The organism is Verrucosispora sp. FIM060022 (genome assembly GCF_003977705.1).
Taxonomy (GTDB): Bacteria; Actinomycetota; Actinomycetes; order Mycobacteriales; family Micromonosporaceae; genus Micromonospora; species Micromonospora gifhornensis.
In genome coordinates, this window is the sequence record NZ_RQIV01000016.1 from 55,283 (window position 1) to 73,417 (window position 18,135).

Annotated in this window: 13 protein-coding genes; 8 read left to right on the forward strand and 5 right to left on the reverse strand. The window is 68.8% G+C overall.

Going from position 1 to position 18,135, the window contains the following annotated elements; all coding sequences use genetic code 11:
* Positions 1 to 41: 41 nt before the first annotated feature.
* From EG812_RS27505 to EG812_RS27520, 4 genes are all read right to left on the reverse strand, one after another.
* Entirely contained in the window at positions 42 to 1,277 is a 1,236-nt protein-coding gene (locus tag EG812_RS27505) for an RCC1 domain-containing protein (RefSeq protein ID WP_013733251.1), read from the reverse strand.
* Between the two features lie 339 nt (positions 1,278 to 1,616).
* Entirely contained in the window at positions 1,617 to 2,438 is an 822-nt protein-coding gene (locus EG812_RS27510) for an alpha/beta fold hydrolase (protein ID WP_013733250.1), read from the reverse strand.
* A 19-nt stretch (positions 2,439 to 2,457) separates the two neighbouring features.
* Positions 2,458 to 3,027: a DJ-1/PfpI family protein gene (locus EG812_RS27515; protein ID WP_013733249.1), complete on the reverse strand. Its 570-nt coding sequence runs from the start codon at positions 3,025 to 3,027 to the stop codon at positions 2,458 to 2,460.
* 88 nt (positions 3,028 to 3,115) lie between these two features.
* Positions 3,116 to 3,859 (reverse strand): GntR family transcriptional regulator, encoded by a 744-nt coding sequence (locus EG812_RS27520; protein ID WP_013733248.1) that lies wholly within the window; start codon positions 3,857 to 3,859, stop codon positions 3,116 to 3,118.
* Between the two features lie 410 nt (positions 3,860 to 4,269).
* Between EG812_RS27520 and EG812_RS27525 the strand changes: the two genes are divergently transcribed.
* The 7 genes from EG812_RS27525 (at position 4,270) to EG812_RS27555 (ending at position 12,583) form a co-directional block, all read left to right on the forward strand.
* A complete protein-coding gene (locus EG812_RS27525; protein WP_233579667.1) occupies positions 4,270 to 5,685 on the forward strand; it encodes a sugar ABC transporter substrate-binding protein in 1,416 nt (471 codons plus the stop codon).
* A gap of 14 nt (positions 5,686 to 5,699) precedes the next feature.
* Positions 5,700 to 6,632, forward strand: a complete 933-nt coding sequence (locus EG812_RS27530; RefSeq protein ID WP_233579668.1) for a carbohydrate ABC transporter permease — start codon at positions 5,700 to 5,702, stop codon at positions 6,630 to 6,632.
* The gene (locus EG812_RS27535) at positions 6,632 to 7,543 is read left to right on the forward strand and encodes a carbohydrate ABC transporter permease (RefSeq protein WP_126713299.1); all 912 of its coding nucleotides are present in this window, start codon (positions 6,632 to 6,634) and stop codon (positions 7,541 to 7,543) included. Before EG812_RS27530 ends, EG812_RS27535 begins: the two co-directional genes overlap by 1 nt.
* The gene (locus EG812_RS27540; protein ID WP_126713300.1) at positions 7,543 to 8,610 is read left to right on the forward strand and encodes an ABC transporter ATP-binding protein; all 1,068 of its coding nucleotides are present in this window, start codon (positions 7,543 to 7,545) and stop codon (positions 8,608 to 8,610) included. The genes EG812_RS27535 and EG812_RS27540 overlap by 1 nt, the downstream gene beginning before the upstream one ends.
* Entirely contained in the window at positions 8,610 to 9,686 is a 1,077-nt protein-coding gene (locus tag EG812_RS27545) for an ABC transporter ATP-binding protein (RefSeq protein WP_126713301.1), read from the forward strand. Before EG812_RS27540 ends, EG812_RS27545 begins: the two co-directional genes overlap by 1 nt.
* Positions 9,687 to 9,778: 92 nt before the next feature.
* The gene (locus tag EG812_RS27550) at positions 9,779 to 11,239 is read left to right on the forward strand and encodes an NAD-dependent succinate-semialdehyde dehydrogenase (protein ID WP_126713302.1); all 1,461 of its coding nucleotides are present in this window, start codon (positions 9,779 to 9,781) and stop codon (positions 11,237 to 11,239) included.
* A 126-nt stretch (positions 11,240 to 11,365) separates the two neighbouring features.
* Positions 11,366 to 12,583 carry an iron-containing alcohol dehydrogenase gene (locus tag EG812_RS27555; protein ID WP_126713303.1) on the forward strand — a complete coding sequence of 406 codons (1,218 nt, stop codon included), beginning with the start codon at positions 11,366 to 11,368 and terminating at the stop codon, positions 12,581 to 12,583.
* Positions 12,584 to 12,687: 104 nt separating this feature from the next.
* Here EG812_RS27555 and EG812_RS27560 read toward each other — a convergent pair whose 3' ends face one another.
* Positions 12,688 to 16,902, reverse strand: a complete 4,215-nt coding sequence (locus EG812_RS27560; RefSeq protein ID WP_126713304.1) for a HEAT repeat domain-containing protein — start codon at positions 16,900 to 16,902, stop codon at positions 12,688 to 12,690.
* 275 nt (positions 16,903 to 17,177) lie between these two features.
* Between EG812_RS27560 and EG812_RS27565 the strand changes: the two genes are divergently transcribed.
* Complete coding sequence (locus tag EG812_RS27565; protein WP_126713305.1) at positions 17,178 to 18,134, forward strand: SCO2521 family protein; 957 nt, start codon at positions 17,178 to 17,180, stop codon at positions 18,132 to 18,134.
* Position 18,135 lies beyond the last annotated feature (1 nt).

The window sequence follows — 18,135 nt, forward strand, 5'->3', positions numbered from 1 at the left end:
GGCGGCGCGGACCGACGGCTCAGGTCACCCGTCGATGCGGGTCAGGCCGGCAGGACCACCTGTCCCGGGGTCGTCCGGCCGGTGGTGGTGCCGTCACCGAGTTGCCCGAGGAAGTTGTCGCCCCAGCACCACAGGGTTCCGTCGGTGCGGACCGCGCAGCCGTGGTGCGACACCGCCAGACTTCCCGTCCAGGTCGTCGCGGTGCCGACTTGGGTCGGGGCCAACCGGTGGGTGGTGGTGCCGTCACCGACCTGCCCATAGGTGTTCCTGCCCCAGCACCACAGGCTGCCGTCGGTACGGGCCGCGCAGGACGAGTCGATGCTCGCCTCGACCCGCGCCCAGGTGGTGGCGGTACCGATCTGCAGTGGCGTGGTCTGGTGGCCGCTGCCCCCGCCCAACTGGCCGTACCCGTTCTCGCCCCAGCACCACAGGGTCCCGTCGGTGCGGACCGCACAGGTGTGGACGTACCCGGTCGTCACTGCGGACCACGTGGTCGCGGTGCCCACCTGGGTCGGGGTCGTCTTGTAGCTCATGATGCCCAGACCGAGCTGCCCGTCGGAACTGCTGCCCCAGCACCACAGGGTTCCGTCGGTGCGGACGGCGCAGCTGTGCCCGTATCCGGTGGCGACCCTCGCCCAGGTGGTCGCCGTGCCGACCTGGAGGGGGGTGGGCGACATCAGGGGGGTCATGCCGACGCCGAGCTGGGCGTGAGTGTTCAGGCCCCAGCACCACAGGGTGCCGGTGGTCCGTACCGCGCAGGTGTGATTGTTGCTGGTGCTGACGCTGGCCCAGGTGGTGGCGTCGCCGATCCGGACCGGAGCGGTCCGGCTCGTGGTGGTCCCGTCGCCGAGCTGCCCGTTGTTGTTGGCACCCCAGCACCAGAGCGTTCCGTCCGTGCGCACCGCGCAGGTGTTGCTCTTACCGGCGTCGACCTGCGCCCAGGTGGTGGCGTCGCCGATCCGGACCGGAGCGGTCCGGCTCGTGGTGGTCCCGTCGCCGAGCTGGCCGTTGAAGTTGTTGCCCCAGCACCAGAGCGTCCCGTCGGTGCGGATCACACAGGTGTGCAGATCACCCGTGGCGACCTGGGACACCGCCGCGGCGGCGACCGAGGCGCTCGACGTGCCCCGGTCGGCGGGGCTGCCGCCCGCCGCGGCCGCCCCCGCCGTAAGGCCGACGGCGAGCACGGTGATTCCCACGACGGCCGTCGCCGCGGCAACGGCGGTTCGGGCTGCCCGCCGCCACCGTGTCCGCAGCCGGCCCTCCTGATGTTCCTTCACGTCTTGTTCTCCCAAGGCATCGTCGGTTGTGCAGAGTGGAGGCGGCGCTGCCTCGGTAGGTCGTCAGCGACCTGTCACTTCATGTCGATCAGCACGGTTGGCAAACAGGACGAACTCGATCCCGAATTACGGGTACGGTTCGGCGGCAAGGCGCGCCGGCATGCTGCGAGTGCGATCAACTGACCGTGGCAGGCGGGTCGTTGCCCAGACGTCCCCATGCCCTCAGCCGATACAAGAGGGTCGGGTGTTCCCGCGCGGATGGCTCGCAGCAATCTTGCCGCACACCAAAGACAACCGTCAATGTGACTGCGTCCCAGCCTCAGGGGCCTGCCGCAGCGATTAGGGGCAGAGGTCCGGGTGGAGGAAGCAGGACAGCAGTTGCCTGAACTCGTGCGGGTGCTCGATCGCCGGCACGTGCCCGCATCGGCCGAACACGTGCAGACGGACATCGGGCAGGTGTGCGAGGAGAGGCTGGGCTGCCGTTTCGAGCGGGGTGACCCGGTCCTCAGCGCCGTGGACGAGCAGAACGGGCGCGCGGATCGCCGCCAGCGTCTGCGCGGAGAGGCTGAGGTCGTCGGCCCATCGTGCCCGGGGTGGCGGGAACAGCGAGGCGAATGCATCCGCCCCCGCTCGCATCGCGGCCGCGCGGGCATCGACGGCCGCATCGGTCACGAGCGTCTGGTCGAGGACGAGGCGACTCAGCATGTCTCGTGCGCCGAGCACGCTGGCGGGTACGGCCCAGATCGCGTCGAGGTCGGCGGACAGCGGCGCGCCGGGGGCGCCCATCGTCGAGACTGCCACGACCCGGGTGACCTGCTGGGGGCGGGCGGCCGCCAACGCCAGTGCCACGGCACCGCCCATGGAGTGACCCACCACGGTGTAGTGCTCGATACCGAGAGCATCCATGAGGCCTGCGGCCTGCTCCGTCCACAGCCGGAGCCCGCCCCTGGAGCCGGGTGGGACGGGTGTGCGGCCGAACCCGGCCTGGTCAGGAGCGACGAAGTGCCAGGACGTGCCCAGCGCCTGCGCGGTGGCCGCCCAGGCTCCGGACCCGGTCGTGCCGGGTCCGGAGCCGTGCAGCATCAGCACCGCGGGTCCGGTGCCGCTCTCCATGAGGTGGACGGGAGAGCCGTGGACCGTGACGGTCCGAAGTGCCGTCATCGGGGCATGCCAGGTGTGCTCAAGTCGATGCGGGGTCGACGGACTTCGAGAAGACTTCCATCATCGCCCTGCCGAACTGCGGCATGTCGGGCCACCCGCGGCAGGAGACGAGGTTGCCGTCCACGACGTCGGGAGCGTCGATGACCGTCGCGCCCGCGTTCTCCATGTCACCGGTGATGGGTGGGAAGCATGCGGTCTTTCGACCTTTCAGGAGCCCGTACACCGCGGGTACCTGGGCGCCGTGGCAGACCAGCGCGATGGGGAGGTTGCGGGCGAAGAAGTGTTCGGTGATGCGCCGGACGTCGGCGTCGACCCGAATCCACTCGGGGGCTCGTCCGCCGGGGATGATGAGGGCGTCGTAGCGTTCGACGTCGACCTCGGCCCAGGGCACGTCGACCGGCAGCTTCCGGCCGTTCTTCTCCACGTAGGCGTCGGAGTTGGGGTCGAACTCGTGGATGACCAGTTGGACGTCACGCATCGTCCGTGACGAGACGTCGACGTCCCAACCGCCTTCCTGCACGCGGTAGTAGGGGTACATGGTGTCAAGTTCTTCGGCGGCGTCGCCGGTCAGGAGCAGCGCTCTGGGCACCTGCTTCTCCTCGCATCTGGGGACGGGCGAGATAGATCCAATACGATCCGATCCGATCGGTTTAGCATTACCCGGCCCCGTCCGCCCGTCAAGCCTCTACCGCCACCGGGTCCGTCTGCTCAAGTTCGTCGAACAGTCGCCGGAAACGCTCGCCGGAGCGCAGGATGTGCCGGCGCATCGCGTAGGCGGCGGCGTCGGGGTCTCGTGCGGCGATCGCGGCCACGACGTCCTCGTGCTCGGCCATGGCCAGGTGGGTGACCTGGGCGTCGCGGTGCAGCCGGAAGAGGTGCACGTGGCTGTGCAGGCGAGCGAGCGTTTCGCGGATGACCTGGTTCTCCGCGCTCAGGGCGACGAGGTCGTGGAAGGCGGCGTCGCGTAGACCGAAGGCGCCGTAGGCCGCCGGTCCGTCTCCCCCTTCCAGTTCGGCCATCTCCCCCAGCATTCGTCGCAGGCCGGCCACCTGCGCCAACGTTGCGCGTTCGGCGGATCTGCGGGCCGCTGCCGGTTCGAGGAGCAGGCGGACCTCCAGCATGTCCTCGAATCGACTACGGGTGATCTGGGGGGGAATGCGGTAGCCGGCGTGGGGTACGCGTACGACCAGGCCCTCGGACTCCATGCGGTTCAGGGCGTCCCGGATCGGTGTCTGCGAGACTCCCAGCTCGCGGGCCAGGACGTCGATCGTGACGCGGGAGCCGGGCTCGATCCGCAGCGACATCAGCTGTCCGAGCAGCGTGTCGTACACCTCGTCGGCCAGCCGGCCGCCCGCTCTTCCCGACGATCCTCCGCCCGTCACGACCCTGCGGCCCCGCGCGATCATCGCTTCGTCGTCCATCGTGGCGTGAGGTCCTTCCTTGCGCTCTTCGGGAACCCATTGACATCAGTTACACCGCTGCGACATGCTGACGCCCCACCGGATCGTATAGGAAACGTGGCGACTGATCGCCAGTGTGCACCCCGCAGGGCACCGTCCACCACCGCTCTGCTCGATCACTTGAAGCTCCCCTCAGCATGCGCGACGTCGGGCCCGGTTCGTCACCGGGCTGCAGTTGGACCGACGACCTTCTCGGCGGCATGACGGCCCCGTACATCGCGGCGCACTCGTGACGCCGGTCCGCCGGTCGCCCTCGGGCGACGGCAGGGCGCCACGTGCGGAACAACCCAGCACCTGCTCGGCGAAGCACATAGCGAGGTTCTCGAAGTCCGAACCAGAAAGCAGGCAGGAAGATGCGGCATTCACAGCGAATGGATCGATTGTCCGCTCCCCGGCGGAAGGTGCAGCTGGCGACGGCGGCCATGCTGCTGATGGCCACGACCGTGGCGGCGTGCGGCGATGGCGGGGACGACGGTGCGACGGCGAGCGCGCCGAAGGCGCCGGCGACCATCCCGGAGCTCACCACGGACCCGCTGACCCTCAGTTTCATCTGGTTCGACTGGCCTCCCGCCCAGGCCCTCGAAGACTTCGCAAACGCGGAGTACACAAAGGAACGGTCGAACGTCACCGTCAAGGTCAACACCGTGCCGAACGCGAACTGGCACGACGCGATGTTCACCCAGTTCGCCGCGCGCAAGACCGACTTCGACATCGCGATCCTGGACTCGCAGCACATCGGCGAGGCCGTGACGAACGGCAACATCCTCGACATCACCGACTTCGTCAAGAACAACATCGAGGTCGACGCCTACAACCCGTACCTGCTGGCGGCGTACGGCCAGTTCCCGCAGGCGGAGACCGGCCAGCGCGACGAGAACGCCAGCCTGTACGGGCTGCCGCTGCTCGGCGACACCTGGACGATGATCTACCGCAAGGACCTAATCGGCGACAAGCCGCCGCAGACCTGGGACGAGATGATCTCCGTCGCCGAGAAGTGTCAGGCGGACAACCCGGGCGTCAGCGGGTTGGCTTTCCACCAGGCCAACGGCTCCGACGCCGCGGCCGTCACCTACAACACGGTGAACGGCGTCTACGGCGGCAACCTGTGGGACCCGAAGACGCGCAAGATCGACGGCGTTCTCAACGACGCCGCAGGCCATGAGGCGATGGACGTCCTGGTCAACAAGATGAAGCCGTTGACCGCCAGGGGCTCCGGCAACTGGTTCATCGATGAGGTGAACGCGGCGGTCGCTCAGGGCAAGGCCTGCATCGCGTTCAACTGGATCGCTGCGAGCGGCGGGCTGCTCGATCCGAAGGAGTCGACGCTCGGCACCACCCGGGAGCAGATCCTCGACAAGCTGGGCTTCGCCACCCTGCCGAGCCAGAAGACAAACCTGGTGCCGCTCGGCGGCATGGGGATGCACGTGTCGGCCTACTCCGCCGAGGCGAGCCAGGTGGAGGCCCTGAACTTCATGAAGTGGTTCCAGCGGGCTGATGTCCAGAAGAAGTGGGCTGCGGCCGGTGGCGTGCCGTCGCGTACGGACGCTCTGTCCTCGCCGGAGTTCCTCAACGCCGGGCCGTTCAACCAGGTGTACGCCGACTCGGTGCCGCGGATGCGGGACATGTGGAACGTGCCCGAGTACGCGCGCCTGGTCGACATCGAGAACACCAACGTCAACGCGGCTCTCAACGGGGCGAAGAACCCGAAGGCTGCGCTCGACGACATCGCCAAGGAGCAGCAGAGCGTACTCGACTCCAGCGGCCGCAAGGGTGGCGGCGGACTGTGAGTGGCCCCGTACCTGTGACGACCGACGATGCCGGGCAGGTGGCGGCGACGCCGCCACCTGCACCGGGTCGGTCCCGCCGGCTGAGCGACCGCGGGCTGGCGGTGGCGTTCATCTCCCCCGCGTTGCTGCTGTTGCTCGCGATGTCGGTGTTCCCGCTGCTGTGGGCGCTGTACCTGTCGTTCACCGACTACTCGGCCACCCGCGGCGGGCGCGCCTATTTCGTCGGGTTCGGCAACTACACCGCCATCCTGACGTCGGCGCAGGTCCACCAGCGGGCCCTGACCACGTTGATCTACGTGGTCGGCGCGGTCACCCTGCAGACGGTGCTCGGCTTCACCATCGCGTACCTGATCTCCCGACGTACCCGTGGGCGAGGGCTGCTGACCACGTTGTTCCTGGTCCCGATGATGCTGTCGCCGGTCGTGGTCGGGCTGTTCTGGCGGTTCATGCTCGACGCCCAGTTCGGCGTGGTCAACAGCATGCTCGGGTCGCTCGGCCTGGGGCAGGTGGAGTGGCTGACCCGGCAGCGCACGGCGTTGATCTCCCTGATCGTGGTCGACACCTGGCAGTGGACGCCGTTCATCATGCTCATCGCGTTGGCGGGGCTCACCGCGGTGCCCAAGTACCTGTACGAGGCCGCCTCGATCGACCGGGCGTCGGAGTGGTTCCGGTTCCGCACCATCACCCTTCCGCTGGTGTGGCCGCTGCTGCTCATTGCCGTGTTGTTCCGGGCCATCGAGGCCTTCCGGCTGTTCGACCTCGTCTACATCCTCACCAGCGGCGGCCCGGGTGTCTCCACCGAGACGCTGTCGTTCCACGTCTACAAGGTCGCGTTCCTGGGCTTCAACACCGGAACCGCATCGGCGTACGGGATCCTCATGGTCCTTGTCGTCATCGTTCTCTCGCAGATCTACCTGCGCTACCTGAACAGACTCAAGGAGGGCTGATGGCCGTCTCCGTCGACGAGGCCGTGTCCACAGGTCCTGCCCGGGATCGCACGACCCCCGCGCGCCGCCGGGGCGGTCGGGGTCGCTCGGTGCTGGAGGTCGCGCTGCTGACCGTGCTGGCCGTCGTGATGCTTTTCCCGGTGCTGTGGATGATCGAGACGTCCATCAAGGAGAACCGGGACGTCTACGCCGTCCCCGCCGAGTTCTTCGGCTTCACGGTCACGATGGAACATTTCAAGGACGTGTTCGTCGGCCCCGACGGCGGTCGCTCGGCCCTGTCCGTGGCGTTCCTCAACTCCGTCCTGGTCGCCGGGGCCTCCACGGTGCTGGCCACCCTGCTGGGGGTGCCGGCGGCCTGGGCCTACTCACGCTTCGCCGTGAAGGCCAAGAAGGACCAACTGTTCTTCATTCTGTCCACCCGCTTCATGCCGCCCGTGGTGGTCGTGATCCCGATCTTCCTCATGTACCGCCAGGTCGGACTCATCGACAGCAAGCTCGGCCTGATCCTCATCTACGCCGCATACAACCTGCCGTTCACGATCTGGATGATGAAGGGATTCGTCGACGAAGTGCCCTCGGAGTACGAGGACGCCGCCATGCTCGACGGGTACACCCGTCTGCAGGCGTTCCGGCGACACACCCTTCCCCTGCTCGTGCCCGGCATCGCCGCGACGGCGGTCTTCGCCCTCATCTTCTCGTGGAACGAGTTCGTGTTCGCCATCTTCCTCACCTCCAGTGACAGTGTGCGTACCGCCCCACCCGCCATCGCCGGCCTCATCGGTGGCACCACGACGGACTGGGGTCTGGTGGCCGCCGCCTCCGTGGTGTTCGCCCTACCGGTGCTCGTCTTCGCCTACCTGGTCCGCAAGCACCTCATCGCCGGTGTGACGCTCGGGGCGGTGCGACGCTGATGGCCGGCATCGAGGTGACCGCCCTGCACAAGCGTTACCCGGACGGCACGGTCGCGGTCGAACAGGTGGACTTGTCGATCGGCCACGGCGAGTTGTTCGTGATGCTCGGCCCGTCGGGTTGCGGCAAGACGACCACGCTGCGCGCCATCGCCGGCCTGGAGCGGCAGACGACAGGCGACATCCGCATCGGCGACACGCTGGTCAACGACCTGCCGCCGGCCGAGCGGGACATCGCCATGGTGTTCCAGTTCTACGCCCTCTACCCGCATCTGAAGACCCGCGACAACCTGGCGTTCCCCCTGCGGGCCGAGGGGCTGCCCAAGTCGGAGGTGCTCAAGCGGGTCGACGAGGCCGCCCGGCTGATGCGGCTCGGTCCGCTGATGGACCGGCGACCGCGTCAACTGTCCGGCGGGGAGCAGCAGCGCGTCGCGCTCGCCCGCGCCCTGGTGCGACGGCCGCGCGCATTCCTGATGGACGAGCCGCTCACCAACCTGGACGCGGAGCTGCGGGCGGACATGCGTACCGAGATCAAGCACCTGCAGGGAGAGTTGGGGGCGACGATGGTCTACGTCACCCACGACCAGGTCGAAGCGATGTCGCTCGGTCACCGGATCGCCATCCTCAACAAGGGCCGCGTCGAGCAGATCGGCACCCCGCTGGAGGTCTACGACCGTCCGGCGAGTCTCTTCTGCGCCGCCTTCATCGGCTCACCGCCGATGAACCTGATCGAGGTGGAGGTGGCCGACGGGGCGTTGCGCGCTCAGGGCGGGCTGGCCCTCACGCCACCGCCCGGTCTGTCCCGCGACTGTCACCTGGTCGCAGGTGTGCGGCCGGAGGCCCTGGAGGTCACCGCACCGGGGGCGGAGCGTTCGGTCCCGGCCCGCGTGGTCTCGGCGGAGTGGCTGGGCGACGAAATCATCTACGTCGTCGACCACGGCGGCCAGCGCGACGTGCGGGTGCGGATGCCACCGACTGTCCGATTCGCCGCTGACGCACCGGTCGGGCTCCGGCACACCGGCGCGACCCCGGCGGTCTACGACCTGCGTACGGAAGAGCTGGTGGCCTGATGGGAACCGTGGCAGCGCACGGGCTGTGCAAGTCCTTCGGCAAGGTCCAGGCCCTGGACGGGGTGAGTCTGGACGTGCCGGACGGTGCCTTCTTCGTCGTCCTCGGACCCTCCGGGGCGGGCAAGACGACGACGCTGCGGGCGATCGCCGGTCTGGAGAAGCTCGACGCCGGGTCGGTGCACCTGGACGGCGCGGACGCGACCGGTGACGCTCCGGCCGAACGCGACCTGGCCATGGTCTTCCAAAGCTACGCCCTCTACCCGCGACACACCGTGTACGAGAACATCGCATCGCCGCTGCGGGCACGCCGCAGTTCGTCCAGCGAGATCGCCGCTGCCGTCGAGCAGATGTCGCGCCTGCTGCACATCGAACGTCTGCTGCAGCGTCGTCCCGCGCAGTTGTCCGGCGGTGAGATGCAGCGGGTCGCCCTGGCCCGGGCGCTGGTCCGTAGCCCGCGCGCGTTCCTCATGGACGAGCCGCTGACGAACCTCGACCTCAAACTCCGCGTCGAGATGCGTACCGAGCTCACCCGCATCCACCGCAGCCTCGGAGCAACCTTCATCTACGTGACGAACGACCAGGTCGAGGCCCTGTCCATGGCCGACCAGGTCGCGGTCCTCAAGGAGGGAACGGTGCAACAGGTCGGCACACCGACCGAGGTGTACGAGCGTCCCGCCAACCAGTGGGTCGCCGGATTCGTCGGCAGCCCTCCGATCAGCCTGCTCGCCTGCCATGCCGAGGGAGATCGTCTGGTCGGTGCGCAGGGGTGGACGCTGCCGCGGCCCCGCTGGAGCACCGCGCAGGACGGTCAGCCGCTGCTGCTCGGCCTGCGGGCGGAGGACCTGTCCGTCGAGCAACGCGGGGACGCGTCGTTGCCGGGAGAGCTCTACGGGCTTGAGCCGCTCGGTGACCGGACGGTGGTCGACGTCCAGGTGGGGACGACGATCGTCAAGGTCAAGGCACGACCCACCGTCACCGGTACGCCGGGCGAACGGCTGCAGGTCACGGTCGACCTGGACCGCGCGCACCTGTTCGACGCGGACACCGGCCTGTCGGTGTCCGAGGCGGGGCGGTAACCCGCGCCGGGCGCGACGACACGCCGCGCCCGGCTCGTCCTTGCCTGCGCCAAGGTGCAGCCCCAGCGTTGATGATCACAGGAGGCGATGCGATGAGTGACCCGACGAACGTCCTGGCCCCCGAGCACCGGCGGCTGCGCATCGGCGACGCTTGGCGCGATGCCGCAAGCGGGGCCACCTTCGCCGTCGAAGACCCGGCCACCGGCAAGACCATCGCCGAGGTGGCGGACGCCGACGTCGTCGACGGGCTCGCCGCTCTGGACGCGGCGAGCAGGGCGGCGGTGCAGTGGGCGGCGACCCCGCCACGGAAACGGTCAGAGTTGTTGACCGCGACGTACCGGGCGCTGACCGAGCGGTCCGAGGAGGTCGCCCGGCTGATAACACTGGAGATGGGCAAGCCGCTGGCCGAAGCTCGGGCCGAGGTGGCGTACGGCGCGGAGTTCTTTCGATGGTTCGCCGAGGAGGCGGTACGCGTCGAGGGCCGCTACAGCACCGCTCCCGCAGGTGGGTATCGCATCCTCACCGTGCCGAAGCCGGTCGGCCCGTGCGTGTTCGTGACGCCCTGGAACTTCCCGTTGGCCATGGGCGCCCGCAAGATCGCTCCCGCGCTGGCCGCGGGCTGCACGACGATCACCAAGCCGGCCGCCCAGACACCACTGACCATGCTGTTGCTGGCCCGCATCATGGAAGAGGTAGGCGTTCCCTCGGGCGTCGTCAACGTGGTGACCACCAAACGTTCCGGCGAGGTGGTCTCCGCGCTGCTGGCCGACGGTCGGACCCGCAAGCTGTCGTTCACCGGGTCGACCGAGGTCGGGCGGATCCTGCTCCGACAGGCAGCGGACAACGTGCTGCGTACCTCCATGGAGTTGGGCGGCAACGCCGCCCTGATCGTGTGTGCCGACGCTGACCTGGATGTCGCGCTCGACGGCGCCATGGTGGCCAAGATGCGCAACATCGGGCAGTCCTGCGTCGCCGCAAACCGGATCTACGTCGAGGAACCGGTGCGCGAGGAGTTCACGGCACGCTTCGCCGAACGGATGGCCGCGCTGTCGGTGGGTCATGGTCTCGACGACGGCGTGGACGTCGGAGCGTTGATCGACGCCACCTCGGTCACCACGATCGACGACCTCGTCGCCGACGCCGTCGACCGTGGTGCCCGGGTCCTGGTGGGCGGCGAACGTCCGGACGGGCCGGGCCACTTCTACCCGCCCACCGTCCTCACCGACGTGCCCGACGACGCGCGGATGCTGCAGGCGGAGATCTTCGGCCCGGTGGCGCCGATCATCTCGTTCGCCTCCGACGAGGAGGTGATCGCCAAGGCCAACGACACCGAGTACGGCCTTGTCGGTTACGTCTTCACCCGTGACCTGCGGCGGGCGCTGCGCTTCATCGAAGGGCTGGACACGGGGATGCTCGGCGTCAACCGTGGTCTGATCTCGGACCCGTCAGCGCCGTTCGGTGGCGTGAAGCAGTCCGGGATCGGCAGGGAAGGGTCGCACGAGGGCATCCTCGAGTACCTCGACCTCACCTACGCCGCGATCGACCTCCCGTGACCGGCCTGCTGCCCCGGCCGCTCAGCGTGTGCCTGCGTCACCCGGAGGGTCAACTGTCCCCGGTCTCGCAGGTGACCTGGACGTCCGCCCCGCCAATCGCCGCCGACGTTCCGGAGAGGCACCGACATGCTTGAGACCGTCCGCGGACCACGTCAACTGATCGTGGGCGAAGGGGTCGCGCAGAACATTCCCCGAGTGGTGGCCGAGAGCGGTTCGCGCGTCCTCATCGTCACCGACCAGGTGCTTCTGGGGCAGCCGGGCGTGGCCGACATCGTGGCCGCCGTACGGGAGAAGGTCGAGGCGGTCAAGGTGTTCTCCGACGCGACCGCGGACGTGCCACTCACCGACGTCGCCCTGGCCGTCTCGGCCGCCGCCGAGGTGGACGCCGACGTGATCCTCGCCATCGGCGGCGGCACGGTCATCGACCTCGCCAAAATCGTCGGCGTCATCCGCCGCCACGGCGGAACGCCGCGCGACTACTACGGCGAGTCGAGAGTGCCGGGGCCGACGATTCCCCTCGTCGCGGTCCCGACGACGTCAGGCACCGGCTCCGAACTCACCCCCGTCTCGGTGTTGACCGACCCGGACCGCGCCCTGAAGGTCGGGGTCTCCAGCGTCCACATCGTGCCCGACTTCGCCATCGTCGACCCCGAACTCACCTACACCTGCCCGGCGACCGTCACCGCCCACTCCGGCATCGACGCGTTCTGCCACGCGGTGGAGAGCTACACCGCCCGACCCCGGGCCCACGGACCACGCGACCCGGTGGAGCAGGTGTTCCTCGGCCGCAACCCGGTCACCGACCACTACGCGCTCCAGGCCGCGCGGCGCATCGCCCGTAGCCTGCGTCGTGCGGTCAGCAACGGAGGCGACACGCAGGCACGCGCCGACATGTCCTACGGGTCCATGCTCGCCGGGCTCGCCTTCTCCCACGCGGGCAACGCGGCCCCGCACGCCCTCCAGTACCCCATCGGCGCCGCCACGCACACGCCGCACGGCCTGGGCGTCGGGCTGCTACTGCCCTACGCGCTGGACGCGGCCAGGGATGCCATCGGCGACCGGCTGGCCGTCCTCGCCGGGGTGTGCGGGCTCGACGTGACCGACGCCTCGGATGCCGAGGCCACAGACACGTTCCTCACCTGGCTCGACGGGCTCCTTGCCGACATCGGCATCCCGCCCACCTTGGCGGACATCGGCGTGGCCCGCGCCGACCTCCCCCGCTTCGCGGAGATGGCCAGTGGCGTCACCCGCTTGATCCAGAACCATCCCGGCCCGACCGACATCGCCAGCCTGACCGCGATCCTCGAAGCGGCCTGGACCGGGGACCGAACCCGACGGCCCTGACCCCGCGAAAAGGTAGTGACCGGGCGACTGGCACCGATAATGGTGGTGACACCGAGAGCGACGAAAGTCTACGCAACGGGCATGGATGTGCGATCGGGGCTGAATCACGGAAAGTCGTCGGGCGTGATGTCGGGCAGCGTGGCGAGTAGTTGCCCGGCCAGCCGCTGTACGGTGTCGTCGTCCCGCTCGCGGCCGAGCCGGATGAGCAGCTCTCGAGTCCGGGTGTCTCGGTAGTGGTGTCGGGTCAGTGCCAGCAATGCGGTCCGGCGGATCTCCCAGTCGTTGTCAGCGGCCAGCCGGAGCAGCAGCTCCGGCACTCCGGCCCGGCCGGCCAGGGTCGCGCCGAGTTGTTCCACCGCTCGGCGCCGGACCTCCAGGGCCGGGTCGTCGCGGACCAGTCCGACGAGCAGCACCTGAACCTCGGGGTCGGTGCCGAAGTGTTCGCCGAGCGCGGCGGCGATGCGGGCACGGATCGCCGGGTCCTGGTCGGACAGGCGGCGCATCAGTCGCAGTGTGACCGCCATGGAGGCGCTCCCCTGCTCGGTGAGGCAGCAGACCGCGGCGTCGAACACGGTCGGGTCGGTGTCTGACTCGACGCATTCCAGCAGCGTGTCGGTCACCACGTCGGGACTGCCGTATCGGCAGAGCGTCCGCACGGCGGCCAACCGGATACCGACGTAGCTGTCCCGGCGGGCTCGCCGGCACAGTGTTTCCACAAGGCTGTCGGTCTCGCCGTGCCGGGCGAGTGCGTCGGCGGCCGCGCGCAGCACGTTCGGGTCGGGATCTCGGCTGACCTGTTCGGCCAGGCATTCCCGTACGGCGGGGTCGGGTGGGTCGGCGAGCCGGGCCAGGCTTCGGGTGACCCGCAGTCGGACGAGCGCGTCGCGCTCTTCGAAGGCTCGGCTGATGAGCAGGTCGCGGGTGGCACGGCCGAACAGTTGTCGGCCGGTGAGCAGGTCGACGGCGGCGAGCCGGACGCTGGCGGTCGGGTCGCGTCGGGCACTGGCCAGTAGTAGCTCTTCGGTACGCGGGTCTGGGTGGGTCTCGGCCAGGGCGCGTACCGCGGCGAGGCGCACGGTGGCGTCCTCGTCGGCGCGAGCCGCCCGCGCCACCACGGTCCAGCAGGCGTCGTCGGTGCTGTCCCGGTCGATCAGTGCGGTCACGGCGGCAGCCCGCACGGAGGCGTCCTCGTCCTGTTCAATCTGATCGATCAGCCGGGCCCGGCAGCGGCCGTCCGGGTCTGGCACGAGCGTCAACCGCTGTACGGCGGTGGCGCGGAGCCGGGCGGAGCTGTCTGAGCCGGCCAGCTTCAGCAACAGCTCGGTCTGCTCCGGGCCGGCCCGTCCCGGCAGCAGTCTGGTCACCAGGCAGCGCCGCACCTCGTCCGGGGAGTCGCCGGTCATTCGCTGTAGCGCGCGACTGCGGGCGGTCTCGGCGTGCTCGGGCAGGGCCAGCAGGGCTGTCAGCGCCTCCTGCACGACTGCGGGATCGGAGTCCGTGGCCAGTAGTCGCTGGAGGGTGCCGGGTGCGTCCGGCAGGTCGGTGCCGCGCGCGGTGAGCACGGCGACCGCCGCCCGTCGTACCGTGGTGGTGTTGTCCTCGGTGGCCCGGAGCAGGACGTGGCGGATGTTGTCGCTGAGTTCCGCCCGACCGCCGAGAGACTGTACGGCCAGCGCGCGGATCGCGGGGTCGGGCGAGTCGGTGAGGTCGCGTAGCTCGTGGATGAGGTCGGCATCGGCGCCGAAGTGAGTGATCAGGGCCCGTACGGCGGCCTGCCGAACGGCGGTGGAGACCTCGGCTCTGGCCTGTGTGATCAGGATGTCCCGGTAGCGGTGACGGTCGCCGTCGGTGGCGTTCAGCCGGCCGGCGGCTTCGGCGAGCCCGGCGACCAGGGCGAGGTGGGCTTGCCGCTCGCGGCCGTGCTGGAGCTCCCGGACCAGCAGTTCCTCCAGGTGTTCCTCGGTGGTGGACAGCGCTGCGGCGATCCGGGTGGCAAAGGTGGAGCCGGAGCGCCAGCTGGTGCGTACTCCGCGGCGGCGGTACCAGTTGAGGAAGGTGTGCCGGCCGGGCCAGTTCGGTCCGAGTGCCCGCACCGACGAGAGCAGTTCCTGTTCGGTGAGCTCCGTCAGGTTGGGGTCGTCGGCGGAGATGCCGTGTTCGACAAGCAGGACGATCTGGCACAGCACGGCGTTACCCGCAGCGGTCAGTTCGGTGGGCTGTGGGGTTTCGGCCACGCATTGTGCGGCCAGCACCAGGTTCCAGGGCGGGGCGGTCAGGTTCAGCGGCGGCCAGGGTTGGGTGGTCTCGGTGGCGAGCAGGGTGATCAGCTCGTTGGCGATCCGGGCGGGTAGGGCACCGGCGACGAGGCGCAGCACCTCTCGCCAGGACGGGTCGGCCCAGTGTTCGCGGAAGAGGGCGCGGAGCCGGTCGAGGTCCCAGGCACCGGGGTCGTTTTCGAACCTGTCCACGATCTCCTCGGCGCAGAAGAATTCCAGGAACGCGCGGTGTACGAACCCGAACAGTCGCAGTCCGTATCGTTCCAGGATGAAGCTTCGGTGACGCAGTTTTTCGATCATCGAGTAGGCCATGGCGAGCGCCCGCTCGTTCTCGAAACCGTAGAACGCGACGAGGTGGTCCCGGAAGACGCGGCCCAGTTCGTCAGAGTCGATGTAGTTGCCTGCTGGTCCCGATTCCCGGAACTGCATGTGGAATGCCAGGTGACGCAGTAGTCGGCGCTTCGCCTGCAGGTCCAGCGAGGGTACGTCGCCGTGGCTCTCCCGCAGTTGTTTGGTCACGTCCCACTCGGAGATGAGGACGTCGGTGACGTGTGCGTACAGTCGGCGTCGGTTGCGGGGCAGGGGGTGGCTGCGGCCGACGATCGTCATGAGCATCAGCAGGAGGGGGTTGCCGGCGATCTCGTGCATCGCTCGGGAGTTGCGCAGCATGTCGAGGAGTTGTCGTCGTTGCCGTTGTGCTTCGACAGCTGGGGTGGGCATGACGTAGCGGTACCAGTTGTCGAGAAACTGGGTGATCTGTTCGTCGTCGAGGTCTTCGAGGGTGAAGTGGTCGAACCCGGCGTTGGCGAATGTGTGTCGCTGGTAGCCGGCTGCCCGTGAGGTGACCACTGACAGCACTCCCGGGTACTCGTTGGCGAAGGTGGCGATCTGTGCGGCCACCTCTTCGCGCTGGGCCGGGTCGAACACCTCGTCGAGTCCGTCGAAGAGGAAGAGGGCCTGGCCGCCTTGGCGCAGGTATGACTCCAGCACCTCCTGGTCGATTCCGGTCAGTCCCTGTTGGTGGCGGTGGCCGACGTAGTCGAGTAAGCCGTCGCAGCGGCCGTCGCCGCGGTGCGCGGCGTAGGAGCGAAGCTCGATCAGCACGGGCAGGTACTGGTTGAGCGCCGCGAGTCGCGGTTCGTCGCAGGCTCCGGCCAGTGCCAGTGCCAGGTACTGTGCGGCCGCTGACTTGCCGGAGCCGGGGTCGCCGAGCAGGACGATCGTTCGGCGGCCGGGGTCGCAGACCACGTCGAACAGCGAGAGCGCGTCCTTGGCCGCGTACTCCTCCCAGAGTCGTTCGAGCTCTTCCGGGTTCACCACGCCGGGTAGGCCGCTGGTGTCGCCGTCGGATGTGGTGCCGGCCCATCGCCACCAGGCCAGTGGCATCTCCGGGCGGGCTTCCTCGTGTACTCGGGGCTCGACGAACAATTTCGGCAGTCCGACGGTGAGGTAGCCGATGGTGGGACGTGGTGAGACGGCGTCGACCGGGACGGCTTGGTATCTGAGTGCCAGTTGCTTGTGGTAGTGGCTGCGTACGGCTTCGGGTAGGTGGGTGTCCGGATCGGCGGGTCCACGTGCGGGAGAGCGTCCACTGCGTACGTCGGCCAGCGCTGCGGTGACCTTGGCGGTGAGGTCGTCGACGCTGGTGAAGAAGGCGCACAGGTGTCGTTCCTTGAGTTCGCGGCGCAGTTCGACGATTCGTTCGCCGTCGGTGCCCCGGTCGACCTGGTCGACCGGCCAGGGGGTCTCCTCGGCGAGGAGGAAGACCAGGCAGGGTTTTCCGGCCGCGAGTGCCTCGCGGTACTCCAGTTCGGTGATGGAGGATTCCTGACCGGGCGGGCGGAATCCGTAGCGCCAGGCGAAAAGTCCGATGTAGAGGTCGCAGCGACGTACGTCGGCCAGGCAGCGGTCGAGCGGTGGTCGGACGTCGGCACCGTACGCTTCCATGGCGACGTCCTCGATCTCCAGACGGCGTGCCACTGCGTGTACGGCAGCGCGATATTCCAGCAGGTCTTTCTGAGTGGCCGAAAGGTAGACCTTCATAAACGGCAACTCCAGGGGTAGCTGGCGTCCGCACTATCGAAAATATCAGTCGTCGTCACCTTCGTGCGGCCGGTGACGCTCCGCCGCCATAGGATTCCCGCCGATGTCGGGCCTATGATGCCCCCAGGGCAGATGCCGACCCGCGGGTCGATTCCGTTTTCGCCGGGTCCCGTTACCTCAAAGGGGTCGGTGTCGGCGCAGGTCACGGCGAGGGTAATCAGCGGGGGTCGCATTCCGCAGGATGATTGCGGGCGGACGGCGATGCGGAGGAAGCCATGATCACTTTCGGTGAGGTGCACACCAACCTGCTTCAACACAGCACGGCGCTGGTTCAGGAGCAGAGTTCGGAGGTGCTCAGCCTGGTCGAAGGCGAGGCCGTGCTGACATCCCGCCGTCCGTCGCTCTATGCGGTCTCGCCCGATGTGCGCACCGGCGTGGACTGCTGGCTGCCCAGCGCCAGGCGGAGGAGGCTACGGGGGGTGGGCGCGGTGGTCACCCGGGCCATCATCACCGGTGGCCGAATCGTGCAGGCGTCGTCGGTCATCCAGGTCGTCGCCGGAGAACGTCGCCAGCCCTGGTCGCACTATCTGGCCAACCCGGGCATCCTGGAGACGGTCGGCAAGCTGGACAGCGCCGACCTGACCTCGGGGTTCCTGCACGGCAATGACAGGGACGTGCTGAACCTGGAGGCGATCACCGGGCGGGTGCTCGACGGGGTGCAGATGTCCGACCTGCTGGACCGGCGTCCGCCGCTGCGTGCGGCGCGTACCCGGCTGCGCTGGACCGCGCAGGTGGGCCAGCAGCCGGACCGGGAGGTTTCGGCCATCGTCACCGTGGACTCCCCGACCCTGCGTACGGTCGAACTGGTGCTCGCCCCGCAGGACGTGCCGGCGGCCGTGGCCGGTCTCTGCGAGGACCTCGCGTTGCACGACTGGCTGCTGACCACGCTCTCCTCCCTGATGGAGGCCGTTGTCACCCGGTCGGGCAACGGGCAGGAGCATGTCGAGCGATTGCGTCCCGTGTTGGAGCACCTGCTGCATCTGTGGTTGCCGGGCGCGCGGGTCGACCCGCGACTGCGGCCGATCTGGGACCGGTTGGAGCAGGTGCCCGGATTCAGCCGCCAGTGGAACTCGTCGGTGAACTGGATCCGCGATCAGATCAGTGTGGGCAACCTGGCGCTACTGCGTGACCTGGCGAGCCGCATGTCGGTCGACCAGCCATGTGGACGCTGAG